Annotated in this window: 22 protein-coding genes; 8 read left to right on the top strand and 14 right to left on the bottom strand. The window is 49.2% G+C overall.

Annotated elements, in window-relative coordinates:
• Window positions 1-82 precede the first annotated feature (82 nt).
• The 8 genes from H6F90_RS28570 to H6F90_RS28535 all read right to left on the bottom strand — a co-directional run bounded on the left by H6F90_RS28570 (window position 83) and on the right by H6F90_RS28535 (window position 8,316).
• Window positions 83-649: a hypothetical protein gene (locus tag H6F90_RS28570; RefSeq protein ID WP_190555345.1), complete on the bottom strand. Its 567-nt coding sequence runs from the start codon at window positions 647-649 to the stop codon at window positions 83-85.
• 242 nt (window positions 650-891) lie between these two features.
• Window positions 892-1,485, bottom strand: a complete 594-nt coding sequence (locus H6F90_RS28565) for a hypothetical protein (protein ID WP_190555344.1) — start codon at window positions 1,483-1,485, stop codon at window positions 892-894.
• Window positions 1,486-1,813: 328 nt separating this feature from the next.
• Window positions 1,814-2,314: a YtxH domain-containing protein gene (locus H6F90_RS28560; RefSeq protein WP_190555343.1), complete on the bottom strand. Its 501-nt coding sequence runs from the start codon at window positions 2,312-2,314 to the stop codon at window positions 1,814-1,816.
• Window positions 2,315-2,374: 60 nt separating this feature from the next.
• The gene (locus H6F90_RS28555; protein WP_190555342.1) at window positions 2,375-3,106 is read right to left on the bottom strand and encodes a hypothetical protein; all 732 of its coding nucleotides are present in this window, start codon (window positions 3,104-3,106) and stop codon (window positions 2,375-2,377) included.
• A gap of 783 nt (window positions 3,107-3,889) precedes the next feature.
• Window positions 3,890-4,213 carry a thioredoxin gene (gene trxA / locus H6F90_RS28550; protein ID WP_190438208.1) on the bottom strand — a complete coding sequence of 108 codons (324 nt, stop codon included), beginning with the start codon at window positions 4,211-4,213 and terminating at the stop codon, window positions 3,890-3,892.
• A 184-nt stretch (window positions 4,214-4,397) separates the two neighbouring features.
• Window positions 4,398-4,844, bottom strand: coding sequence for a response regulator (locus H6F90_RS28545; RefSeq protein ID WP_190438204.1), 447 nt, complete (start codon window positions 4,842-4,844; stop codon window positions 4,398-4,400).
• A gap of 174 nt (window positions 4,845-5,018) precedes the next feature.
• Entirely contained in the window at window positions 5,019-7,715 is a 2,697-nt protein-coding gene (locus tag H6F90_RS28540; protein ID WP_190555341.1) for an ATP-binding protein, read from the bottom strand.
• 271 nt (window positions 7,716-7,986) lie between these two features.
• On the bottom strand, window positions 7,987-8,316 hold the full coding sequence (locus H6F90_RS28535; RefSeq protein ID WP_190438198.1) for a YkvA family protein: 330 nt from the start codon (window positions 8,314-8,316) through the stop codon (window positions 7,987-7,989).
• A 217-nt stretch (window positions 8,317-8,533) separates the two neighbouring features.
• Between H6F90_RS28535 and H6F90_RS28530 the strand changes: the two genes are divergently transcribed.
• Both H6F90_RS28530 and H6F90_RS28525 read left to right on the top strand, forming a co-directional pair.
• Window positions 8,534-9,250 (top strand): MotA/TolQ/ExbB proton channel family protein, encoded by a 717-nt coding sequence (locus H6F90_RS28530; protein WP_190555340.1) that lies wholly within the window; start codon window positions 8,534-8,536, stop codon window positions 9,248-9,250.
• A gap of 27 nt (window positions 9,251-9,277) precedes the next feature.
• A complete protein-coding gene (locus H6F90_RS28525; RefSeq protein ID WP_190555339.1) occupies window positions 9,278-9,982 on the top strand; it encodes a biopolymer transporter ExbD in 705 nt (234 codons plus the stop codon).
• A 63-nt stretch (window positions 9,983-10,045) separates the two neighbouring features.
• Here the strand turns inward: H6F90_RS28525 and H6F90_RS28520 are convergent, their stop codons facing one another.
• On the bottom strand, window positions 10,046-11,863 hold the full coding sequence (locus H6F90_RS28520) for an aspartate kinase (RefSeq protein WP_190555338.1): 1,818 nt from the start codon (window positions 11,861-11,863) through the stop codon (window positions 10,046-10,048).
• 287 nt (window positions 11,864-12,150) lie between these two features.
• Here H6F90_RS28520 and H6F90_RS28515 point away from each other — a divergent pair, with 287 nt between their 5' ends.
• The gene (locus H6F90_RS28515; protein ID WP_190555337.1) at window positions 12,151-12,801 is read left to right on the top strand and encodes a ParA family protein; all 651 of its coding nucleotides are present in this window, start codon (window positions 12,151-12,153) and stop codon (window positions 12,799-12,801) included.
• Window positions 12,801-13,616, top strand: coding sequence for a hypothetical protein (locus H6F90_RS28510; protein ID WP_190555336.1), 816 nt, complete (start codon window positions 12,801-12,803; stop codon window positions 13,614-13,616). Before H6F90_RS28515 ends, H6F90_RS28510 begins: the two co-directional genes overlap by 1 nt.
• 118 nt (window positions 13,617-13,734) lie before the next feature.
• Here the strand turns inward: H6F90_RS28510 and H6F90_RS28505 are convergent, their stop codons facing one another.
• Both H6F90_RS28505 and H6F90_RS28500 read right to left on the bottom strand, forming a co-directional pair.
• Window positions 13,735-15,294 carry an NAD(P)H-hydrate dehydratase gene (locus tag H6F90_RS28505; protein WP_190555335.1) on the bottom strand — a complete coding sequence of 520 codons (1,560 nt, stop codon included), beginning with the start codon at window positions 15,292-15,294 and terminating at the stop codon, window positions 13,735-13,737.
• 45 nt (window positions 15,295-15,339) lie between these two features.
• A complete protein-coding gene (locus H6F90_RS28500; protein ID WP_190555334.1) occupies window positions 15,340-16,167 on the bottom strand; it encodes an SPOR domain-containing protein in 828 nt (275 codons plus the stop codon).
• A gap of 153 nt (window positions 16,168-16,320) precedes the next feature.
• Between H6F90_RS28500 and mnmA the strand changes: the two genes are divergently transcribed.
• Entirely contained in the window at window positions 16,321-17,397 is a 1,077-nt protein-coding gene (mnmA, locus tag H6F90_RS28495; protein WP_190555333.1) for a tRNA 2-thiouridine(34) synthase MnmA, read from the top strand.
• Window positions 17,398-17,467: 70 nt separating this feature from the next.
• Here the strand turns inward: mnmA and ndk are convergent, their stop codons facing one another.
• The gene (ndk, locus tag H6F90_RS28490; protein WP_190438638.1) at window positions 17,468-17,917 is read right to left on the bottom strand and encodes a nucleoside-diphosphate kinase; all 450 of its coding nucleotides are present in this window, start codon (window positions 17,915-17,917) and stop codon (window positions 17,468-17,470) included.
• A 211-nt stretch (window positions 17,918-18,128) separates the two neighbouring features.
• Here ndk and speA point away from each other — a divergent pair, with 211 nt between their 5' ends.
• The 3 genes from speA (at window position 18,129) to H6F90_RS28475 (ending at window position 22,246) form a co-directional block, all read left to right on the top strand.
• Window positions 18,129-20,156, top strand: a complete 2,028-nt coding sequence (gene speA, locus H6F90_RS28485) for a biosynthetic arginine decarboxylase (RefSeq protein WP_242024672.1) — start codon at window positions 18,129-18,131, stop codon at window positions 20,154-20,156.
• A gap of 213 nt (window positions 20,157-20,369) precedes the next feature.
• Complete coding sequence (locus H6F90_RS28480) at window positions 20,370-21,359, top strand: metal ABC transporter substrate-binding protein (protein WP_242024671.1); 990 nt, start codon at window positions 20,370-20,372, stop codon at window positions 21,357-21,359.
• Between the two features lie 5 nt (window positions 21,360-21,364).
• Window positions 21,365-22,246: a metal ABC transporter ATP-binding protein gene (locus tag H6F90_RS28475; protein WP_190555332.1), complete on the top strand. Its 882-nt coding sequence runs from the start codon at window positions 21,365-21,367 to the stop codon at window positions 22,244-22,246.
• Between the two features lie 333 nt (window positions 22,247-22,579).
• On the opposite strand, the gene H6F90_RS28470 is transcribed toward H6F90_RS28475, so the two are convergent.
• Together H6F90_RS28470 and H6F90_RS28465 are read right to left on the bottom strand one after the other, a co-directional pair.
• Entirely contained in the window at window positions 22,580-23,305 is a 726-nt protein-coding gene (locus tag H6F90_RS28470) for a glutathione S-transferase (RefSeq protein WP_199296236.1), read from the bottom strand.
• Window positions 23,306-23,358: 53 nt separating this feature from the next.
• Entirely contained in the window at window positions 23,359-23,817 is a 459-nt protein-coding gene (locus tag H6F90_RS28465) for an FHA domain-containing protein (protein WP_190555331.1), read from the bottom strand.
• Window positions 23,818-23,974: the final 157 nt, after the last annotated feature.

Genomic DNA, 23,974 nt, shown 5'->3' with positions numbered 1-23,974 from the left:
CGACCAACGTAAATAGCTGATATAGATTTGGTCTAAAAAGCACCTGCTTTAAGTTAAAGGGGTGCTTTTTTAGTTGGGACGACTACGCTTGCAATTTCACGGGAGCTTGCAGGAGTTCGATATTCCTAATCTCAAGAATGCCGCTACTTTCAAATTCGATAATCACCTGAACTTTAGCAGGGGTAGTGTCTTGCTTGAAGTGAGCGCGAATTTCAAAAGAATGGAAATCTTCAGTTGGTGAAACGCTTGTCGACCAAGCTTTTGCCGATGTGCCTACTTGCCTTTGCTTACACAAACCCAACTTCACTGTGATTGCTTTTTCGGTATTTAGTGCCTTTGCTTGAAATCGGCAGGCAAGGACACATTCTGGGTCAGTCGGCTCGACGATTTCGAACAAAATGACCTTTCGCAGAGGCTCGTTGTCAATTAGGCGTAGGGAATTATCGTCATAGGCTTCAACCCGCCAGCTTTCCCCAACGATCGCAATGCCTCCTTTTGTGCTGGTTGGGTCAGCCATCGTGAATTGGCGGATGAGGGTAAATGGTTCTGCGGGTTCAGGAACAGCGAGACGTTTTTCAAACTCTTTGGCAGCTTCCTGCACTTTAGAACCAATCAAGCCCGTCAAATTCTTGAATAGCTCATCAAACATACGAATGATTCTAAAGACACAATGCTTCTATCATTCCCAAATTTAAATTATAGGCTCCTAATAAGTTATATAGGCTCCTAATAAGTTAGCTTTTGCAGGGTTATAGACTAAAAGTAAGGCGATCGCTCAGACCTAACACTGTTATTTCCACTTCCGGTTTTGCCTAAACTTTACCTAAACAAAAATAGAAGCTCCTCTAGAATTTGAGAAACCTCTACTCATCAAGTTAGGAATTTAATGTTTTAGAAAACTTTGGCGACAGGTACGTTTTTATGGCTGCTTTCCGGGTTTAAATCTTGAGCAGCTTCTAAAGCCTCGACACGATTTTTTAATAGAGCGATCGCTTGAGAGTTTCCTCCTACCGATCTGGGCACCACTCTAAATCTAACTAATAAGCTTTCCACTAATTTAGTGCGATTTTCTAAAACTGTAATTAGCTGGGTATTTAGTTCTGCTTTTTCTAAAGAAGGTGTAATTTGTTGTGTCAAAGTTTCCACACAATCAAGGCGGCTCTCTAGAGCAGCGATCGCCTGACGAGAGTCTTTCATATGCTGTCCCAAAGCACCTTTTTCTCCCAGGTATTGCTCGATCGAATTAATCCGCTTTTCTAAAGCTGCCATTGCTTGATCGCGTTCATACAATCGTTCTACTAAGGTGCTAAGTTTCAGCAATAATTGCTCTGTCTCACTGGTGTTATTGACCACAGGTTGTTCTTCAACTTTGGGTTGAGGAGCAGGCTTAGGCTGTAAACTACGATTCACGACAGCGGTTAACCAGTGTGCTACAGCCATAATTACTTCTTCTGCCACGACTTGCACCATCTTAGAATCTCGCATTCTGGAATCAGTGGATGGCTGTTCTTGCTCTTGAAATTGTTTTTTCAGAAAAAGCTTTTGTAACCAGCCCATAATAATTATTGTGATACTGCTATGTCTCTACCAAACATTTAGAACATTTAAAAAATCTATATTCATCAATCCTAGGATTGAATAAAATCACAATTTCTTATGGTTTTTCAGATTCAACTTTGTATATTTTCCTTGCAAAAACTACCTACCAACTTAGTGTTAGTAGGCAGTCTTTTTAGAACGGATTAAAACGCCAAAGCTCAAAAAAGTGTTTTAGCCAAAATAGGAATTTGGCAGAAATCGCAAGATTCAAGACTTACGACTCTGGTTTGCTTGGGCTAACGGGTACTAGCTTATAAAGCATTTCCTCAGCTGGCACATCAATACTATTTTTGGGAGATTCCATGATGTCTTCAGACTGGTGCTTGATACTGTCTAAAGTATTTTTGACGGTGGTGTTAACATCTGCTGCTGTGTCTTTGACAGAATAAAATGTGTCCTTCACAGTACCATTCACACCCTCAGCCGCATCTTTAACTGCCCCTCCAACATCACTGACCGTATCATTCACGCCCATAGCAACTGACTGCACGGCATCGCCAACTCCTTTAACCGTATCGTTGACCCCTCTAGCCGCATCTTTAGCGGCATTGCCAACATCTTTAACGGTCTGATTAATTCGACTGACTACACGCTTATTAGTTAAAGCACCAGCAATGCCGCCTACTGTAGCGCCTATTAAGGCTCCAATCATCACTTTTGCTAAGCTACTAGTGTTGTCTTCCTCTTCATTTAAAAGCTGATCGCTGTTAGTCACTGTTATCACCTCCTTGGTTGCTCATTACAACGGTTTACTATTAGGTCTCAGATAGGTGCTCTAAATACCAGTTGAGCTAATGCTGGAATCAAAAGCATCAGCTGAACTAGCAGTGGGGTCAAATACTGGATCAATAGGGCTAACATATCCACTTTCAACGCTGTCAAACTTTTGACTTGTGGATATTGCGTTGTCCTTAACCATCTCTTTACTTTGCTCTGCTACATCAGTAATAGATTGCTTAGCAGATTCACTAGAAACTTCAATGGAATGCGCTGCACGTTGAATCGTTTCGTTAACGCCTTCTGCTGTTGCTTGCACTACATTTGCTGTCGCCATTCCTGCTTGCTTAGCGCCTTCAACAATACCTTTGGCTGCATCGGAACTACCACCAACCACAGCATAAGTTACACCTTCACCGACGCTCTTGGCTGCGTCTCCTACGCCTTTCGCAGTTTGACCTAAGCCTTCACCGATTGTCCTAAAAGCATTACTAACGCCTTTGATGGCATGATTAACACCTTCAGAGGTTTTTCTACCCGCTAGAGCGCCAGCCAATGTGCCTAATGTGGCACCAATTAGTCCGCCTACTAAGGCTCTAGACAAGGCAGGACTCATTGCTTTATCTACAGATTTGGCTTCCGTGGAAGGGCTATAGGTGACTGGCTCTTTTGGTACTTCAACGGCTCTATAATCTGCGCTTCTTTCTGTTGTGCCAGCGTAGGGTTGTGCGGTGCCTACAGAAGAAATATTCTCCTCAGGCTGAATTACAGATTGATAATTGTCTGCCATTACAACTGCTTCCTTTTTGGTGTCAAAAACTGTATAAAATTCGTTTAACGCCTGCCTAGAAGATGCACCCAAAACATTGCTTTATACAGCTTTAAGCAAAACTTTTTACACCTTCTAAACCAAGCGTTGTTAGCGACAATTTAACAATAAGCAGTAAGTACTTAACTAATCTGCAGGGATAGATAGTATGGGCGGTAGCCTATCTACAGGCATAGATAGTGACTGTGATTAACGATGCAGCCTGACTTAACTCAGTTCTAGAATCAGCCAAAATGAAGTTGTCAAATTAGTGTAGGTAACCATTAATAGTGAGGTTTGATTATTTCTAGCCTGCTGCTCTTAATCAATTCCCGAAAATCAGGCTACAAATGATTGGCTGTAGGGGCGAACGGCCGTTCACTCCTATGAATATCTGTAAATAGAATTTAGAGAATAGTTATTAGTACTTCTATTACTCTGATGAGATACTGAAAAATTGCTCTTAGAGTTCTGCTCAAAGAGTATCTTTAGCTATATTCAATAGCTGAAGTTAAGAGTATTTCAATTACTTTAATTAGGATCGGCTTAGCAAAGCAGAGAGGTCTTACCTCCTCCTCAATCTGCTAATTCAAGCGCCAAAGCGATCGCTAAAATATAGCTATATTTAGATACCTGCAAAGCGATCGCTGCTCAAATAAAAAGTTTCTATGACATTTTGATGAAGGGAAGTAGAGAGTTTTAAGCTTTCCCTCTACTTCCAAATACGTCTTCTGTGGTTACACAAAAGTGCTTATCTTTTTAAGATTAAGCAAGGTATTTATCTAGAGCGCTGGTGAACTCTGCATAGGGTTTAGCGCCTACTAGCGTTTCTGCTAATTCGCCTTGCTTAAAGATCATGATGGCAGGAATACTGCGGATGCCAAACCGCTTAGCTACATCCTTGTTGGAGTCAAGATCTAGTTTGCAGACCTTCGCGCGATCGCTATAATCTATTGCCAGTTGATCGACTAAAGGGGCAACTAGTTTACAAGGACCGCACCAAGTAGCTGTACAGTCTACTACCAACAGTGGCTCGCTCTCTAAAAGCGTATTGAACTCAGTTTCGCCTTGAATATACGCAGCAGTCATAAGATTCTTGCAAAGATATGATTGTCCCACAGTTACGCTACGAAAAGCGAACCTGATCTATGGTTGGTATTTCTTGGTCTACGCTGATTTTGGTGGCAATTTTAATTGGGTTGGGGATTGCTTTAGTGATTTGGTTCTTGGGCAGACGATGACAAAACGCGATCGCATTAGTAAGCCTAAGGTTCTAGTAGGACTGACGTTGAGCTAACTCAGCCACAGCCATCACAAATTCATTAAACTCTAGCGGCTTGGAAAAGTACTTCTGAAACCCGACAGCTAACGCTTTGCTGTTTACTTGTTGGTCTAATAGCTTGGTGCTGTAATTAGTAATGGCGATCGCAGGAACAGCTTGTATCCTTTTTTGGTCCCCTAAAGCTCTTACCTCGGCTAAGAGCGACCAACCATCTGTATCAGGCAACCGAATATCAGTAATGAGCACGTTGGGAACAAAGCATTCCATTGTTTTGAGCGCTTCGTAGCCCGACTTCACAGTGATGACTTGAGCCCCATACTGTTCCAGGACGAAAGTTAGCAACTCAGCAGTATCTGGCTCATCTTCTATCAGCAGCAACCATAAATCTGCTAACGGTAATGGCTGCTCAATTGTTTTTTGGTCTGCGGATCTGGACATAGCAGAACTGAAGCCCCTGCTGACGCTGATTAGGAGCTATGAGAATAACTCTTGCTAAATTAATGGATTGCGATGTTACGGAGGAAGCCCCGAAGGAGTGGAAATGACATGAAGTTAGAAAGTGATATATATCACTTCCATCGCTTGTGTGATTCAATCTACTTGTTCGACCAGTTACCGTGAAGCTTTTGGTTTTACCAGGGTTGCGATCGCTTGAATGAGTTCATCCGGTTCCACAGGTTTAGCCAAATGCTTTTGGAAGCCAGCTGACAGGGCTTGTTTTTGGTCAGAATCAGCAGCGTAGGCGGTGAGGGCGATCGCGGGAATGGGTTCCTCCAGATCTTGATCAATGGTTCTGACTTGGCGAATCAGCCGATAGCCATCCATTTCAGACATACCAATATCACTCACCAACACGTCCGCTCCTGACTGGCGCAAAACTGCCAATGCCTCACTTGCGGAGGCAGCTAGCTTCACCTCAGCCCCTGCTTGCTTGAGGACTGTGCTGGCTAATGTCCTCATATCGGCCTCGTCATCTACCACTAGAACTCTAATGCCCTCTAGACTCGTTTCTTCTGAAACTAAGGATGGCTGAGGCTCTGTTTCGGTCGCGGCTTGCATCATGGGTAGCCGCACAGTGAAAGTTGCTCCCATTCCTTCGCCCAGGCTGTCTACTTGTACTGTACCGCCATGCAACTCAACGACTTGACGCACGATCGCAAGACCTAAGCCCAAGCCACCAAACTGCCGAGTCGTGCTACTGTCCGCCTGCCGAAAATGATCGAAAACATGAGGTAGAAATTCTGGACGAATGCCTCGGCCTGTATCGATCACTTGAATCTGGGCATAAGGCGCGATCGCCTCTAAGCGCACTTCTACGTTGCCGCCAGCAGGCGTAAACTTGACCGCATTCGATAGTAAGTTCCACACGACTTGCTGAAGTCGGTTGGCATCTCCCGCCACCAACCCCACCCATTGATCTAGCTCCGCGTGAATCTGAATCGACTTTGCCGTTGCGGCTAACCGCACTGTTTCGATCGCCGATTGAATGGTTGTCGCTAGGTTCACGGTGGCGACATTTAAGCTCAACTTACCTTGCAGAATCCGAGAGACATCGAGCAAATCTTCTACAAGTTGGGCTTGTAGCTTAGCGTTACGTTCAATCGTTTCTAGAGCTTGATCCGTTGTTTCTGGGTCAAATTGGCGAGTCCGTAGTAACTTGGCCCATCCCAAAATTGGGTTCAGGGGCGATCGCAACTCGTGGGACAACACCGCCAGAAACTCGTCTTTGAGCTGGTTAGCCGTTTCTGCTTGTTCGCGGGCGGTTTTTTCTCGATTCAGTAGTTCGGTTCGTTCCACCTCCACTCGCTTACGAGCTTCTATGTCAATAGCCGTGCCCACCCATTTGATAATGCGTCCTGCTTGGTCATGGGCTGGGCCTAGGGAAGCTAGATACCAGCGATATTCTCCGGTAGCTGAGCGCATTCGGTACTCAATCTCGCAGGGAGCGCCTGTTTTGGTCGCTTGCCGCCACTGTCGTCTCGTGTGAGCGTAATCCTCTGGGTGTAGCGCTACTTCCCAGCCGCAGCCTAGAGTTTGAGCTTCACTCAAGCCAGTGTAGTTGTACCAATAGCGATTGCAGTATTCAACTTGTCCTTCCGGATCTAAAAGCCAAACAAACTGGGGTAGCGCTTCTGAGAGTAATCGATATTGCTCTTCACTTTGGTACAACGCCTCTTGTTGTCCGTTTAGCGTTGAAACCAGGTAGCGCAGAGATTGCGATAGTTTGGCTAGCTCGTCTCGCCCCTCCAAGAGCGGAATTGGTACTCGTTGGTCTCCTTGTCTCATCCGGTTGGCGATCGCGGCAATTTCCAACATCGGATCAACAATGCGACTAGCGCTCAGCCAACTGAGGAGCGCAAACCCAACACCACAGATTAAACCCAGTCCCAAAATTTGCCTTTGCAGTTTGCGAGCAGGGGCTAGCGCCACCTCTGCTTTTTGCCTCACTAGCACAAGCCAATCTAAACCGGGGTAATCTCGATACCCTTGAGCGCAAGCAAATCCAGTTAGAAATTTTCCTTCCCCTGCCCAAGATTCAAGCAGATAGTCATTCTGGTTCGCTTGCACCTTCTGCACACTCGGTACGGTGAGGGTTTTGCCTTGCAAAGCATCTGGTCCCAGTAAGACTTTGCCGTCAGTACTCAGCACAAAAATTTCGACTTGGCTATGCTGTCCCAGCGGCTCCAGCAAAGACTTCTTCACTTCTTCCGCCCAGGCCCAACTGAGATGCGCTGCAATCACGCCTTGAAACTGCCCCTGCTCACTGAGCACCGGAGCTGCTAAGTCGAGAAATCTTAGAGGTTCGCCATTCGGATGTGGTAGCAGCTTAGCCAGCATGACGGCATCGTGAACATCGCCCACAAAAGTTTTGTTGCGTCCCTGCTGAAACACATCCCTTGAAGCAACACTAACCCCTTCGAGAATGCCGCCTGTACTTGTAAGTACGTTGCCCTGAGGATCGATCAGCGCAATCCAGGCGTAGTCAGAAAAGGTGGATTGCAACTTTTCTAATAGCGATCGCCGAGCTGGTTGCGAATAAGTTGCCTCTCGAATGGGTGGCAGAGCCGCCAAAATTTGGATCTCGCGGTAGCGCTCAAACATGCCGCGATCAAGCTTGTCGGCCATTTGATAAGCCAACTCGGCCAGAGATTGCCCCTGAGTATTTTGTAGCTGCACACTCGTGGTATACCCTACCAACCAGCTCAGCAAGATTGATAGAAGCAGCACAATGCCACCTGTTGCTAACCCCAATCGAGCTTGAAGGCTACGAGAAGGATTCAATTGAACCCAGCGGCTAGGAAAAGTCATCTAAAACCACAGCTATCAACAGCAATGTACCTACTAGGCTAATGAAGATTAGCTGAGTTAGCAGAAATCCAGCTAGATCTCTTTATCTCAAAAAAAGGCCATAAATCTGCCCCAAAGCCAAAAAGCACAGCAAAATCCCCTCTAGTCTGGTCATCAACGAGCACCAATCCGGAGGGGCAATAGAAGTTATGCAGTTGTAAGTGATGCAGGAGTATTAGTGATGGCATGGGGCGATCGCGACTTCCCCATCATTTAGCGGCACTATGCAGCACTATTTAACGGAAACAGCATCTACATCAACTGTGCTGGAACCACCAGAACCAGTAGCAGAAGCATTATTGGTGTACTCGAAAGCTTCATCTGACTCAGTAGGCTTAGAGGCAGACTTCAAGCGGGCGGTTAGCATCTGGGAGACTTCACCGATTAGGAGGGTCAGAATTACGGTATCGTCGATCCAACCAATCACGGGGATAAAATCGGGCGCAATATCAATCGGGCTGAATAAGTACAGCAACGAGCCGAGAATAATCCACCAACGATATTTAGGGTTCCGGATGGTGTCGCGGTACCAGTTGTAAACGGATTGAATAGAGAAGTTCATAAGCTTGCCTTTGAAGTTATCTTGATTTTGGCAAATTTTGCATAGAATTTCTGGTGTGGATATCTGGTGCATCCGGTCGGCAAGCTCTACTTAAAAACTCTTTTAATTTTCTAGAAACTATTTCAGCGGGCGATCGCTCTCTACTTCTTGGCACCAATTGCAGGTACCCTGTAGAGAAAATGCTGGCTTGAGGAATGCACGGAGGCAGGAAATAACTGTGAATATTGCAGAGCTATTTCAGAAGGGCGGAATCGCAATGTGGCCGTTGCTGGTCTTGTCGATCATTGCTCTGAGTGCCATTATTGAACGCTTGTGGTTTTGGTCTCGCATCTTGACCCAAGAGAAAGAAATAGTAGAACGGGTGATGGATGCAGCACCGCATGATTGGGGTAAAGCTGCCGACTTAGCTAGAAGAGCTGACGACCAACCCGTTGGGCGTTTTCTCTACGCGCCTCTAAAACTACAAAACCCTGACCCAGAGTTATTTAAGCTGGCGTTGGAAGCCTCTGCTGATGAAGAATTGGCCTCCATGCGTCGCGGTGACAAAGCGTTGGAAGCAGTGATTGCGCTCTCTCCGCTCTTAGGACTTTTAGGGACAGTCGTGGGCTTGATCCAATCGCTACGATCGATTCGGATTGGTGACATTGGTACTGCTTCTACGGCAGGGGTTACCAGTGGTATTGGTGAAGCGTTGATTAGTACAGCCGCTGGCCTAATTGTGGCAATTTTGGCGTTGGCATTCTATCGACTATTTCAAGGTCTGCTGTTTAATCAAGTGAAACTATTTCGAAAAGCTGGTAACGATTTAGAACTCCTCCACCGCCAGCAATGGCTGGAAAGAAAAGGAGTTTCGCCTTTGGTAGGTAGTGGGACTCCCACCTATCCTTCTACTGCGGAGACAAGAACGGATACTCCTAACCTGACTGACTATTAAGTTTGCTGCCCCTATTTTCACAAGGTCATGAAAATTAACCTGGAGTCTCCCAGCGAAGAAGTTCAAATCCAGATTATTCCGCTGATTGATGTCATCTTCTGTATCCTGACATTTTTCATCTTGGCAGCTCTGCAACTGACGCGACAGCAAGCTATCAACGTGGACCTACCCCAAGCGGGTACTGCTGCTACCCAAATGCGTCAGATGTTGGTGGTCAGTATCGATTCGGTCGGGCAGACTTACATCGACCAAAATCCGGTGACGGAGGCTGTACTTTATCAGCAACTTTTGGGCTATCAACAAACCAATCCTGACGGCATGATTGTGCTGTATGCGCCCAAAACCGCAATTTATGATGATGTGGTGCGGGTGCTGGATTTGCTGCGCTCGGTGGGGGGCGATCGCGTGGCTTTAGCGACCTTACCTGGTACTCCAAACCCTGCTGGAAATCAGACAAACCCTGCCAATCCTACTTTGCCTGGTGTTGCTCCACTTCCCGGTGGAGCGCCGTTGCCTGGTGCCTCACCCTATCCATTAAATCTAGAGCCTCCAGGAGCTAATCCATCTCCCACGTTTAGTCCCAATGTGCAGCTATTCCCTAGTCCGGGACAGGTGCCAAATGGTGCTGGACCCAACGGTACTGGACCCAACGGTACTGGAGCGAATGGCGCTGGGCCAAATTCAACAGGTACCTTGACTCAACCGATCGCACCTGAAGCGGCTCCTCAGTAAAACGCCCAAAGCATCTTTGCTTCCCCTTCCCTACTAAGGAAGGGGACCGAGCGGTTAGGTGCTCTAAGCAGGAACTTGGATTTTTTGGCTGCCGGAGAGATTGAAAGCGGCGTGGATGGCTTGGAGAGCAGTCGTGCCTTGGTCTTGAGCCACAACACAACTGACTTTGATCTCGGAGGTGGCGATCATTTGGATATTGATTTGGTGCTGAGATAACGCCTCAAACATCTGGGCGGCGATGCCTGGTTTGCCCACCATGCCAGTCCCGACAATGCTGACTTTGGCGATCGCAGAGTCTACGACAATCTCACCACAACCTAGCTCAGGCGCAGCTTTTTCGAGTACGGCGCGGGCAGCCTCGGCATCAATTTGCGCCACAGTGCAGGCAATATCGCGGGTGCTGGCTCCGTTGACGACTCGGCAACGCTGAGATTGGATGATCATGTCTACGCTGATGTTTTGCTCAGCCAAGATCTGGAAGATTTTTGCTGCCATCCCAGGGCGATCAGGGACGTGACGGATGGCGAGACGCGCTTGATTCAGGTCTAGAGCCACACCGCGCACAGGAGGTTCATCGGGGGTGTGAACTTCTACGGCTGGGGTGAGCTTGGCGGAGGAACTGTGAACCTCAAAGGTTTCACATAGAGCAGCAATGGCGCGATCGCAATCCTCCGCATCGATGACGCAGCTTACCTTCACTTCTGAGGTGGAAATCATCTGGATGTTGACGCCTGCGGCTGCCAAGGTAGAAAACATTTGCGCCGCTACCCCAGGCCGACCAATCATCCCTGCCCCAGCGATACTAACTTTGGCAATTTGGCGTTGCACCATGACATCGGCAGCATCTGGCCCCAAGCCTAGTTGTGCGCCCAAAGCAGGTACGATCGCGGCGGCTACAGCTTCAGCTCGGTTTAAAGAGTTCTTGGTGACAGTGAAGGCGATGTCGTTGGAGTTGCCCTCATGAATAGATTGAATAATCAGGTCTACATCTAGGTCTTGGGTAGCAATCTCACCGAACAATCGAGCTGCAACTCCAGGGCGATCGGGAATATGTAGTAAAGCAACCTTGGCTTGGTCAGTATCGAACTCTACGCCATCCACCGGACGCGCTAGTTCCAGGTTTTCTAAGGGGCGAGGTTGCGGTGTGGGTGAAACAACTCTGGTGCCAGGTTCCTCTGTCCAACTAGAACGTACAACTAGGGGCACGCCATAGTTGCGGGCAATCTCTACCGCGCGAGGATGCAGCACTTTGGCTCCTAAACTCGCCAGCTCTAACATTTCGTCGCAGGTAATCTCAGACATCAGTTGCGCGTCTGGCACCAAGCGAGGATCGGTGGTCAAAATGCCAGGGACATCGGTGTAAATTTCGCAGACATCGGCTCGGAGGGCTGCCGCTAATGCCACCGCTGAGGTGTCGGAACCACCCCGACCCAAGGTGGTAATCTCTAGTTCTTCGCGACTAGCAACCCCTTGGAACCCTGCCACAACCACAACTTTTCCTGCTTCTAATTGCCGTTGGACGCGATCGGGCTGAATGTGTAGAATCCGGGCACGACTATGTTCGGCTTCGGTGACAATACCCACTTGTGCCCCCGTCATGGAAATAGCAGGTTGGCCCAGTTCTTGAATCGCCATACTGAGCAGGGCGATCGAAACTTGCTCCCCGGTCGAGAGCAGCATATCCATCTCCCGCCGATTGGGATGGGTCGAAATCTCATGGGCTAGCTTGACCAAACCATCAGTGGTTTTGCCCATTGCTGAAACTACTACCACCAAGGAGTTGCCAGTTTTAACTGCCTTTACCACTCGCTGAGCAACTGCTTGAATGCGTTCTACCGAACCAACAGACGTTCCACCGTATTTCTGGACAATCAGCGCCATGACCCTTCCCCTACAACCCTCCTACGCTGCTGTGAACAGTTGTAGCGTCAAATCTGTCAGGGAGCAGGCAGGTACTAGTAATTAAATTAACCTAATAAACTTATCAGAATGGACAAGGCCGAAACAGCAAGATTGAGAAGAAACCTTACAAGTTTTTCGGCAACGGTAGCCAATAAGAATCAAAACCAAGCAATTTTTACCCTTAGGAACGATGTATATTCGACCTCAAAGGTGCTTTGATAGCATTCAACTAGCCAACTTCTAGCCCGCACGAAAGGAGATCATCTTTGAAGTCAGCGTCCTCGCCACAAAAGATCCTCGCTGTACTCAATGGGAAGGGCGGAGTTGGCAAGACGACTACAGCAGTTAATCTGGCAGCGGCGTTTTCGGACAAATACCGAGTGCTGCTGGTGGATTCAGACCCGCAAGGCTCGGCTAGTTGGTGGGTACAGCGGAGTGTGAAGGGCATTGGCTTTGACCTAGCGCAGGAAACAGATGCGGTTCGCCTGTCGGAATTGAGAAAAACCAAAGGCTACGAGTTAATTGTGGTGGATACGCCCCCTGCTCTGGGTTCAGAGGCTTTGGCGGCAGTGGTGCCAGCGGCGGATTATCTTGTACTTCCCAGCCCTCCTGCGCCAATGGATTTAACGGTGTTGATTGAAACAGTGAAAACGGCGGTGATACCCACGGGCGTAATGCACCGAGTGCTGTTGACCAGAGTTGATCCGCGCAGTTTGGCAGAAGCGCTAGAAGCTCAAAATACCTTGCTAGAGTTAGGCATCCCTGCTTGTAATGCTTTCATTCGAGCGTATAAAGCTCATGAGCGCGCAGCTTTAGATGGGGCATCCATTATGCAATGGCGGGGCAAAAATGCTCGTGAGGCTGAGGCAGACTACCGTCGAGTTGCAGAAGAGATACAGAGAGACTGGAGGAAGTGATGGTGAAGAAAGGCTTGGGCGATTTGCTGCGAGAGGAGGCTCAGAAGTCCCTAGAATCAGAAGTAGTTGGAACTGTTGAAAGGAGTCAGGAGTTGGTGCAAACGTCCCACGATACCCCTAATAATGCCGAGCCCGCCTCAGCACAGACTGTAGATGTCAAGGCTCAACCTGTTGCCGCTCCTGAGCAGCCTGAAGATACGGCGGCTAAATCTAAGCGTGGTTCTAGTGCAGGTGGCAAATCTACCCCTGCTAAAGCTGCTGCTACAAAGCAGGCTACTAGTAAGGCGAATCACAGTGATGATGCTAGCCCGAAGCCATCTACAGGTAGCACTTCAAGCTTAGAAGCCACGATCGCAGAGTTACGCAAAGATTTAGAAGCGGCTCGGAAAACTGAAAAGTCCTTATTAGACAAAATTACTGCCATCCAAACAGATTTGGATGAGCAGAAGTCGTTGTCTCATAAGTTGCAGACCGAAGTGAAGCACAGCAAGAAGCTGGAGTCTGAGCTGGAGGAAGCCAAGAAGGTGATTCTGCAACTGACTGAATCCAACGCTAAGCCAGAACCCCCAGCTAAGTCAGAAACCGCAGCTAGGGCAGCACTCGTACCAGCCCATAGGGCAGCAGCGAAGAAGGAACCTGCTAAACCCCAAAGTGTACAGTTGGCAAGGGTGCCTCAGTCTCCTGCGCCTGATTCAGGCAACCGAGACTACCGATCGCATCGCATTGTGCTACAGGAGCGCATTCCTCAACACTCAATGCACAAGCACTATCCTAGCAACACTACTTCTGATTCTGACCTGGGTTGGTTTGACTAAAGCTGATTTGCAATTGAGTTAATTACAGGCGATCGCTTCTCGACAAGGGGCGATCGTTTTTTGTTGAATATTTATTTCTCCCCTTCCCTACAGGGGAGGGGCTGGGGGTTAGGTCTTGCTAGTGTAAATGCGATCGCAAAGCTGGCATCAAATATTGGGTCAGCGTAAACGCATCAACCCCTAACTCTGTGCGTTCCTGAGCCGCGAGAATGCCTGCTTCGGCGTGCCACCAAACTCCCGTTTGCACCGCTGCCTCGACTGGAGCTGACTGCAACACATCTTGCACCAACAGTCCTCCAATTAAGCCTGTCAGTACATCACCACTGCCACCCCGTGCTAAGGCAGGTGTGCTGGCTGGGTTGATCCAAACGGTGCCATCTGGATTCGCGATCGCCACCCTTGCCCCTTTCAGCAACACCACAGATCTAGTTCGTTGGGCTGCTTCTCGGACTGCGATCGCCCGATTCGTCATTTCCTCGGCAATGGCTGGAAATAGCCGCTTAAATTCTCCTAAGTGTGGCGTAAGAACAGTGGGAGCTTGGCGTTTAGTGAGGGTTGGGATGGTGCCTGCTTGGGCCAACACATTCAAGCCATCGGCATCCAAAACTAAGGGGCGATCGCTAGCTATAACTCGCTCAACTACATCACTGGCATCCATTGTTAAACCAGGACCACAAGCGATCGCATTGTAGGAGTTCAGTTCTACGCTTTCAGGGAGCTGAGCGATCGCGCCACTACTGGTTTCTGAGCAACCAATGATTAGGGCTTCGGGTAACTGGGCGGAAAGCAACGGCTTAATTGATTCTGGGACTGCGACAGAGAGCATGCCCACACCACTAGCTCGTGCTCCTAATGCCGTCAGAATCGCTCCGCCTGTATAACGATGAGAGCCGCAGATGGCTAGTAAGTGCCCCATTTTGTATTTGTGACTGGTGGCGGAGCGAGGTAGCGGTAAATTGGCGATCGCGGTCTGCGGTGTAATTCGATGAATACGGGGAGAATCGGCCAGTACTGCCTCAATATCTACTAGAGGCAAACCGAAATCAATTAGCTCCGCAGTTCCGACATACTCCAAGGCATTGTCTTGCAGTAACCCTAGCTTCCATAACCCCAAACACAGCGTTTGGGTAGCCCGAATCGCCGTTCCTAAAGCGGCTCCTGTATCGGTGTGCAGACCAGAAGGTAAATCAATGCTCACGACTGGCACTGACCACTGGTTGATCTGATTTACAGCTTCGGCGATGGAGTCAGAAAGCGATCGCTCTAGCCCAAACCCAAACAGGCCATCAATCAACCAATCACAGGATTGCAGAGCTTCTATCTCGTTTACCAGGGCAATGCCCAAACTCTCGGCATACTGAGCGTGCTGCTGGGTTAACTCTTTTAGCTTGGAAAATGGGCGATAGATGACCACTGCATAGCCTTGCAAGTGCAGCTCCCGCGCCACGACTAGGGCATCTCCGCCATTATGCCCTGGCCCTACCAGCACCCCAACTTTTTGATGAGTAGAGAGTGGATATAGCGCTTGCACTCGTCGCGTGATCAAGCCAGCCACTTTTTCCATCAGTGCAGCCACAGGCATACCCGCCGCAAATGCCCGTCCCTCGATCGCCCGCATTTGCTCGGCAGTCACGACAAACTGCTGAATTTGCTCTAGCCTGTTTTGTCCTGGAGCCACAGTGCTATTCCCCCACCCACCGATTCAAGCGATCGCCAGTCGGGTTTAACGTCCGTAGTAAACCCGTGCATTGTTAATGCCAAAGTCTTTGACATAACGGTTCCAAGAATTAGCAGCATCCCAATTGGTGAAAGGTCCCACCGCAATGTGCTGCCCTCTCGGCTTTTCTCGGGGAATCACGTTTACCCGTAGATCGCCTGCTAGCCGTTTCACTTGATCTCGAATGGCGGCAAGTTCTCTATTTCCCGCTGGAACCACCACATAATAGCCCTTCGGCTTAGCTGATGCTGAATTACCACTACCACTGCCAGAAACCTGGGCAACTTCAGCGCGAATGCCTTGGTCTTGCAATGCCTCGGCTCGCCGTCTAGCGTTCGATTGGTCGATAAATTGTCCCACTTGGATGACTGTACGGCCTCGATATTCTTTGCGAAAAGCCTCTGGCTCAACTCGTCTCACTTGGTCCAGCATTAAGGGGCTATTGCCATTCACAAAAACTAAATAAGTTTCTGAGGGCAGCGCCCGGATGCTAGGCGATGGCGCGCTGACTGGAGCAGCGCTATTTGGAAAAGGAGCGGGGGCTGGCTCTAAGGTGGGTAGGGTAGGATCACGGGGCACAATCACCGAAGGAAACTGATCAGAGGGTGGGGGTGGTGCCTCAAAGTTAAATTCCTGCGCCACTAACACACTGACTTTCGGTTCAGCCGCGATCGCCCCATTAACTGCCAGTGCTAGTGCGCCTTGGCATAACAACATTGCTAAAGGTGCCGCAGCCCAACTCCATCGGGGTTGGGTTCCAGGTTTTAATTCACCCACAGATAAGCGCAGTTCTTGAGTAGATTTCTTAGATCTGTTGCCTGAATGAATGGTCATAGCGATCGCAACCCTAGTGATATTTCCTAATACTTTTGACGATAAAAATTTGCGGTTAGTGTAACACGGAAAAAGCGCTATCTTTTGACAAGCTCTGGGCAAGAGAATGTTAGCCTAGGAGAGTTAGCTTACTCTCAGCAGTATTGGCAGTCCATGAATAAAGTTGTGGTAGGACTCTCCGGTGGAGTTGATAGTTCCGTTACAGCCGCCATCCTCCACCAGCAAGGCTACGAAGTCGTTGGCATGACCCTATGGCTGATGAAGGGGAAAGGCCAATGCTGCTCTGAAGGCATGGTGGACGCTGCCCGCATTTGCGAACAATTAGAGATTCCTCACCACATCGTCGATATCCGAGACACCTTCCAAACCTACATTATTGATTACTTGGTGTCGGGTTACAGCGCTGGAATCACACCACTACCTTGCTCTCAGTGCAACAAAGCCGTGAAGTTTGGGCCGATGCTACAGTACGCCCGCGAGAACTTCGGCATCGATCGCATTGCCACAGGGCACTATGCGCGGATCACCGTTGATGAAGCCACTGGACGTTACCAACTGCGCCGAGCCGTCGATCGCAGCAAAGACCAAACCTATTTCTTGTACGACCTCAGCCAAGAAATTCTGGCTGGGGTGTTGTTTCCGCTGGGTGAGCATCCTAAAACTGAAACTCGTCGCCTTGCCGCAGAACTGGGCCTCTACACCGCTGAAAAGCCCGAAAGCCAAGACCTCTGCCTGATTGAAGCCCACGGTTCTATGCAGAAGTTTTTGGATCAGTACATCACGCCGCAAAAAGGCGACATTGTCGATCAAGCAGGGCGAGTACTGGGCCAGCATGAAGGCGTGCATCATTACACCATTGGGCAACGCAAAGGCTTGGGGATTGCTGCGGCTCAACCCCTCTACGTGATTGGCCTAGATGCAGGACGAAATCGAGTGATTGTGGGTGAGCGCACAGAGGCACAGCATGCAGAATGTACTGTGCAGCGGGTGAATTGGGTTGCGATCGCCGCCCCTGCCACTCCGATTCGTGCAGAAGTTCAGATTCGCTATCGATCGCCTGCGGTCCCTGTGACGGTGATCCCGCTGGATCAGGATGGTAGCGATCGCGTCAAGTTGGTGTTTGATGAACCTCAGTTCAGCGTTACCCCTGGTCAAGCCGCAGTTTGGTACGACGGAGATGTGGTACTCGGTGGCGGCATCATCGAACCCCTAGAAGCTCCAACTTCATAACGTCCTACCAACTGCAACCCGTCTTCTGGCTCCCCTCTCCTGCGGGAGAGGGGACAGCGGAGAGGTCGATTTACTCGCGGGTCCAAGCCATCAGCGTGGGTTCCCAGTTGGCAATTTCTTCCTCTTTAAACCAGAGGGCAATTTCCCGCTGAGCGGTTTCGATCGCGTCAGAACCGTGGATTAGGTTACGGCCAATGTTGATGCCGAAGTCACCGCGAATCGTACCAGGCTCAGCGGCGAGGGGGTTGGTTGCACCAATAATCTTCCGAGCAGAGGAAACTACGCCTTCGCCTTCCCACACCATTGCCACAACAGGTCCAGAAGTGATGAACTCGACAAGACCAGCGAAGAAGGGTCTTTCCTTGTGGACATCGTAGTGCTGCTCGGCCAACTCGCGGCTCACATTGAGGATCTTGAGGCCAACTAAGGTAAAGCCTTTGGTTTCAAAGCGACGAATGATTTCACCGACTAATTTCCGCTGCACACCATCGGGCTTAATCGCCAAAAATGTCCGTTCCAAGGGGTACTCCTGATATTTCATCAACTGTTACAACGTCCAGATTACCCCAGAAAGTCTCTGCCAGAAGGTGAGGCTGAAAGTGCGCTAGATGATCATTTAGCATCAGATGAATGCGCTAGACTGGCATTCGAAGTTAAGTCTGATTTTGCCAGCAGCGAGTCAAAATCAGGCTTTTCTTTTGTCTAGGAGGATACTCAGAGGGTAAGACAGGATGGGTGGACGGCCAGCAGCAAAATCCGGAATGGGGAAAGCCGCTAACGATGGCGCTAACAAAACTCAGCTAGACAAAAGCCACGCTGAACCAGAATCATTGAGTTTAGCGAAGCCAACAGAAACTTTGAATCTCCGTAAATCCTGGACGATTGAAGATAGCGAAGAACTCTATCGCATCCAGGGTTGGGGAGAGCCTTATTTTTCCATCAATGCTGCGGGCCACATTACGGTGTCTCCCAAAGGCGATCGCGGCGGTTCTCTGGATCTGTTTGAGTTAGTGACTGCGCTTAAACTCCGAAACCTAGGCTTACCGCTACTGATTCGCTTTTCTGATATTTTGGAAGACCGCATTGAGCGCCTTAATGCTGCTTTTGGTAGGGCGATCGCGCGGTATAACTACCCTGGTACTTACCGGGGGGTGTTTCCGGTCAAGTGCAACCAACAACGGCATTTGGTTGAGAGCTTGGTCAAATTTGGCAAGCCGCACCAGTTTGGCTTGGAGGCAGGTTCCAAACCCGAACTGATGATTGCCCTGGCAACCCTGGATACACCCGGAGCTTTGCTGATTTGCAACGGCTACAAAGACCGCGAGTATATTGAAACGGCGATTCTGGCGCAGCGCTTGGGCCAAACTCCGATCATCGTGCTGGAGCAAGTAGAAGAAGTGGCGTTGGCGATCGCGGCAGGACGCAAGCTGGGCATTCAACCGATTCTGGGCGTGCGGGCTAAGCTGAGTGCCAAAGGGATTGGACGCTGGGGCAGTTCGGCGGGCGATCGCGCCAAGTTTGGCCTCACCATTCCAGAAATTCTCCACGCGGTTGAGCAACTAAAAGCCGCTGATATGTTGGGTTCGCTGCAACTACTGCATTTCCACATCGGTTCCCAGATTTCTTCGATCAATGTCGTCAAGGATGCGATTCGTGAAGCCAGCCAAATCTATGTGGAACTGGCGCAGCTCGGAGCCGACATGAAATATATTGACGTGGGCGGCGGTCTGGGTGTGGACTATGACGGGTCCAAAACCAACTTCTACGCCTCCAAAAACTACAACATGCAGAACTATGCCAATGATGTAGTCGCAGAGATCAAAGAAACCTGTGCCGAACGTAACCTGCCTGTACCCACGATTGTGAGTGAAAGTGGTCGAGCGATCGCCTCTCACCAATCTGTCTTAGTCTTTGATGTTTTGGGCACCAGCGAACCGCCGTCAGAAACGCCAGAACCCGCCCGCGAAGATGAGCATTTGATCATTCGCAATCTCTACGACACCTACTCAGCCATTACTGCTGAGAATTACCAAGAGGCTTACCACGATGCCACGCAGTTCAAAGAAGAAGCGGTGAGCTTGTTTGGCTTTGGCTACGTTAGCCTGACCGAGCGAGCGAGAGCTGAGCGCTTGTACTGGGCCTGCTGCGAAAAGATTTTGGAGGTTGCTCGCCAGCAAGATTATGTGCCCGATGATCTCGAAGATCTAGAGAAAATCATGGCCTCGATCTATTACATCAACTTGTCGGTGTTTCAGTCAGCCCCCGACAGTTGGGCGATCGATCAACTCTTTCCCATCATGCCAGTTCATCGATTGAATGAGGAACCAACTCGACGGGCAACGCTAGCTGATTTGACTTGTGACAGCGATGGCAAAATTGACCAGTTTATTGACTTGCGCGATGTCAAATCGGTTTTGGAGCTACACGCCCTCAAACCAGAGGAGCCCTATTATTTAGCCATGTTCTTGGGTGGGGCGTACCAAGAAATCATGGGTAATCTGCACAATTTGTTCGGCGACACCAATGCTGTTCACATCAGCCTCACACCCAAAGGCTACCGGATCGAGCATGTGGTCAAGGGCGACACGATGCACGAAGTTTTGGGCTATGTCCAATACGATGCTGAGGACTTAATCGAAAACATTCGCCAGCAAACCGAACACGCCCTGCAAGAAAAGCGCATCACCTTAGCAGAGTCGCAACTGCTGCTACAAAACTACGAGCGCAGCTTGAGCGGCTACACTTACCTTTCTTCGTAGTTTGGTGTAACTAACTCATTCTTTTTCAGAAGTTGAAATGGGGCACTCTTTAGGGGTGTCCTCACTTTTGGCCGATCGCCTACCCAACGTAACCCCACACCAATTTAGTGAAGTACTAGAATAAGATTCATTCTCAATCAATTAGAATAAGATCGATTCTCATTTTCTTAGGGCTATCTACTCTATCACTGCTGTCTCTGAGGAGAAGCTGTCTTGCATATCACCATGCGATCGCTTTTACAAACTCTGCCGCTGCTGCCTTGGTTGGTTCTCATGGGCTGTAGTCAAACTACCTCAGGCGCTCCTGGCGCTGAGCTATCCCAAGGTGAGGGGCAGTCGGATCGGGTGCAGGTGATGACCACTTTCTTGCCCATGTACTTGTTTACCAAGGCAGTGACAGGGGATGCGGCAGATGTAAAAGTCTTGATTCCTCCTGGGACTGAAGTGCATGAATATCAGTCGAAACCGGGGGATGTGCAGGCGATCGCGCAGGCAGATGTGCTGGTCGAGAACGGCTTAGGGCTGGAATCTTTCTTACGAGATACCATCAAAAGTGCTCAGAATTCTAAGCTAGTAGTGGTTGACGCGAGCCAGGGGATTCAACCCATTGGTGCAGCGGCTACAGAAGAGCATGGACACGCAAAGGCAGAGCCTGGAGAGTCACACTCAGCAGACTCAACCGCCCATGCTCATGCAGAAGGTAATCCGCATGTTTGGCTTGATCCGGTTTTGGTAAAGCAGCAAATTACAAATATTCGCGATCAGTTAGTTAAGGTTGATCCACCCAATCAACCCACCTACACAGCCAATGCTGCGGCCTATCTCCAGCAACTTGATACTCTGCATGGAGAGTTTCAGCGAACTTTGCAAAAGTATCCCAACTGCACTTTTGTCACGTTTCATAATGCTTATCCCTACTTGGCACAGCGGTATCAGTTGCAGCAAGTTGCGGTGGTGGAGTTACCCGAAGATAACCTTTCGCCCAGGGAAGTGCAAAACGCGATCGCGACGGTGAAGCAGTACAAAGTAAAAGCATTATTTGGTGAACCGGGAACCGATAACAAGCTGCTGCAAAGCTTGGCCCAAGACTTAAATCTCACTTTGCAGCCCCTCGATTCCCTAGAAGCTGGCTCGTTAGACCCACAGTATTACTTCACCGCGATGAAGAAGAATCTCCAAACTCTCGAAGCTGCATGTCAGTAGTATTGATGAATTCCGATCAACCTCATTTCGACTTTGAGCAACAGTATCACCCAGAGCTGTCCCAGGCTGAAGGGAGCTGGAGCGGCCCCATCTTGCAGATTGAGCACTTGATGGTATATCAGGGACAACACCCAGCGGTGCAAGATGTCTCCTTTGAGTTGCAACCTGGAACGGATACGGCTGTAGTAGGCCCAAATGGGGCAGGGAAGAGCACTTTAATTCAAGCCATTTTGGGCCTGTTACCCCGTAAGCAAGGCACGATCCAGATTTTTGGTCGTCCGTTATCTCGCTTAGGAAATTTACGGCATCAAATTGGCTATGTGCCTCAAAACTTTGTATTCGATCGCAGTTTTCCCATCTCGGTGCATGAGTTAGTCGGGTTAGGCTGGGTGGATCTGCAAATGCCAACTGCTCCAACTGCAACGCCCATAGAAACTTGGTTGCGGAGCCTGCAAACTTTAGCGATCAGAGGCGATCGCCATCAAAGACGACAAAGCGCGATCGCACAAGCGTTACAACGAGTGGATGCGTATCACCTACGCCATCGGCCTATTGGCACCTTGAGCACTGGACAACTGAAGCGAGTGTTGCTGGCCTACTGCCTCGTGATGCCTCGCAAACTTTTAGTCTTGGATGAAGCTTTTGCTGGCGTAGATGCTCAAGGAGAGGCAGACTTCTATGCCTTGTTACACCAACTCAAGCAAGAACAACAGTGGACTGTGCTGCAAGTGTCTCACGATCTAGATATGGTTAGTCGCCATTGCGATCGCGTGTTATGTGTCAATCAACGGCTGATCTGTCATGGGCAGCCAGAGATCGCCTTATCTCCACAAAATCTCCTGGCTGCCTATGGACCCGCTTTCAGTCGATACCAGCATAATCATTAGTTTTTCCGGCGATCGCTACCCCTAAATAGAATCTTTTGAATATGTAATATTCATCACAACCCACCGACTGTAGGCCCTTTATTGTTGAACTCATAGGTGGACGTCAAACTCCTAAACTTAGGGTTTGCTCCTAATTCCTTAAGCCGGGTATGACTGGGACATGGCTTTGCTGTGTCCTTCAATTATTGTTTTTAGTTTTCGCTTCGGTAGCAACTCGCAGGCGATCGCTCTCTAGGAACCTCGCCTCTTCTAGGGCAGCCTCTGCTTTTAGAAGGTCAACGCACAGCCACCTGTTCTACTCCGGTGCTCAGCATTTAGAGCTAACAATTTCCTCTAAAATACCTCTCGTGTTTCGCTCCACTCAAGCGCTGGGTCTTGCTCGTGTCCAGCTACCTTTATGGCTCGTTGGTAGGCAGCACGCTGGCTGATTCTCGCAAGCCACGCTTGAATGTTGGGGCGATTGTCAAGGCCTACATTATAAAAGGCTTTCATGGTGCCGAAGGGGAAGTGCATCATGATGTCCGCGGCGGTAAATTCGTCACCCGCAAAGTAGGGTACTTGTGATAGGCGAGTTTCAACCCATTGTAGGTGGCGATCTCGCCGTTCCTGGAGCATGGGTAACAGTGGAGAGTCACTATCTGCACCCGCAGCCATTGTCGCGATCCAGTGCAGGCTCATCTGATTCATGAGACTGGCGTTGGCGTAGTGGAACCAGTACAGATAGCCGGGGTATTGAGGTGCTGTGACAGGTACTATGAGCCGTCCGTCTCCGTAGCGAGCCAATACATACTCAAGGATGGCCCCAGACTCAGCCAGCACGACTTCACCATCACAAAGCACAGGCGCACTACCGATCGGATGAATCGATCGCAGTTCTTCTGGCGCGAATTGGGTAGATAGATCGCGTTGGTATACCTTTAGCTCGTATGGCAACTCCAGTTCTTCGAGCAGCCAGATTACTCGCTCGGACTGAGAGACGTTGAGATGGTGAACGGTGAGCATGTAGCATCGATATGGCGGTACTTCGCTTTGAGTATAGCAACGTCGATATTCATTCACGCTCTGTTTAAGCCCTTGGGATACTTGGCAGAACGGTTATAGATTAAAAATTTCTAAGGAATCTGACTCCAGCCTGAATCAGGAATTGCTTCTACCCCAGTGCTAGGTGTAAGGGGATTTGGCTTACGAGGAGAGTGGGCTTCAGAATTTGGCGGTTTATCTTCATGAGGCGGTTGCAATATGCCCGTATAGTACCGGGCACTTACTCCAGCACCAAAAACAATCTCATCCTGATTTTGCAAGTCATGAGCTTGAAGCGATCGCCCATTAATAAGGAGTCCGTTTGCACTAGGTTTTCCCTTGAGGTTGCCGTCTACGATGCGATAGTACACTGTGCCGTGTTTATGAGGTAACTTCACGAGGGTGGCACGGCAGCGTGCAGCAAACTGGGTATGCAAGTGAATATCACACTTCACATTCGTACCAATTGAGTAGATTGGGCTATCAAGTATCACCTCACGTTGCCCTTGATTGTCTTCAACAATCAGCAAATGATAAGACTGTGCTTCCATACGTACACTCATCATCTTAAAAATCAATTACCTGATTCGGATTAAAGGTAAGTGTGGGGCAGGTATCTTTTTGACGTGCGGAAAAAACGTTTGCACCATACTCTCTTTAAGCCCCAAGCGAGTGCTATAAGACACATGGTATGAAATTTTTAGGAAT

It is taken from the genome of Trichocoleus sp. FACHB-591 (genome assembly GCF_014695845.1).
Taxonomy (GTDB): domain Bacteria; phylum Cyanobacteriota; class Cyanobacteriia; order FACHB-46; family FACHB-46; genus Trichocoleus.
The sequence above is the reverse complement of the archived record's forward strand: the minus strand, read 5'-3'. Positions and strand labels throughout refer to the sequence as shown.

Coding starts and splice junctions, on each gene's coding strand:
- H6F90_RS28545 (WP_190438204.1), bottom strand. CDS start 4,844: ATGTCCAGATCCGCAGACCAAAAAACAATTGAGCAGCCATTACCGTTA.
- H6F90_RS28535 (WP_190438198.1), bottom strand. CDS start 8,316: ATGAACTTCTCTATTCAATCCGTTTACAACTGGTACCGCGACACCATC.
- H6F90_RS28520 (WP_190555338.1), bottom strand. CDS start 11,863: ATGGCGCTGATTGTCCAGAAATACGGTGGAACGTCTGTTGGTTCGGTA.
- H6F90_RS28555 (WP_190555342.1), bottom strand. CDS start 3,106: ATGGCAGACAATTATCAATCTGTAATTCAGCCTGAGGAGAATATTTCT.
- H6F90_RS28465 (WP_190555331.1), bottom strand. CDS start 23,817: ATGGAAGCACAGTCTTATCATTTGCTGATTGTTGAAGACAATCAAGGG.
- H6F90_RS28475 (WP_190555332.1), top strand. CDS start 21,365: ATGAATTCCGATCAACCTCATTTCGACTTTGAGCAACAGTATCACCCA.
- speA (WP_242024672.1), top strand. CDS start 18,129: ATGGGTGGACGGCCAGCAGCAAAATCCGGAATGGGGAAAGCCGCTAAC.
- trxA (WP_190438208.1), bottom strand. CDS start 4,213: ATGACTGCTGCGTATATTCAAGGCGAAACTGAGTTCAATACGCTTTTA.
- H6F90_RS28540 (WP_190555341.1), bottom strand. CDS start 7,715: ATGACTTTTCCTAGCCGCTGGGTTCAATTGAATCCTTCTCGTAGCCTT.
- H6F90_RS28500 (WP_190555334.1), bottom strand. CDS start 16,167: ATGACCATTCATTCAGGCAACAGATCTAAGAAATCTACTCAAGAACTG.
- H6F90_RS28510 (WP_190555336.1), top strand. CDS start 12,801: ATGGTGAAGAAAGGCTTGGGCGATTTGCTGCGAGAGGAGGCTCAGAAG.
- H6F90_RS28565 (WP_190555344.1), bottom strand. CDS start 1,485: ATGCGAGATTCTAAGATGGTGCAAGTCGTGGCAGAAGAAGTAATTATG.
- H6F90_RS28525 (WP_190555339.1), top strand. CDS start 9,278: ATGAAAATTAACCTGGAGTCTCCCAGCGAAGAAGTTCAAATCCAGATT.
- mnmA (WP_190555333.1), top strand. CDS start 16,321: ATGAATAAAGTTGTGGTAGGACTCTCCGGTGGAGTTGATAGTTCCGTT.
- H6F90_RS28570 (WP_190555345.1), bottom strand. CDS start 649: ATGTTTGATGAGCTATTCAAGAATTTGACGGGCTTGATTGGTTCTAAA.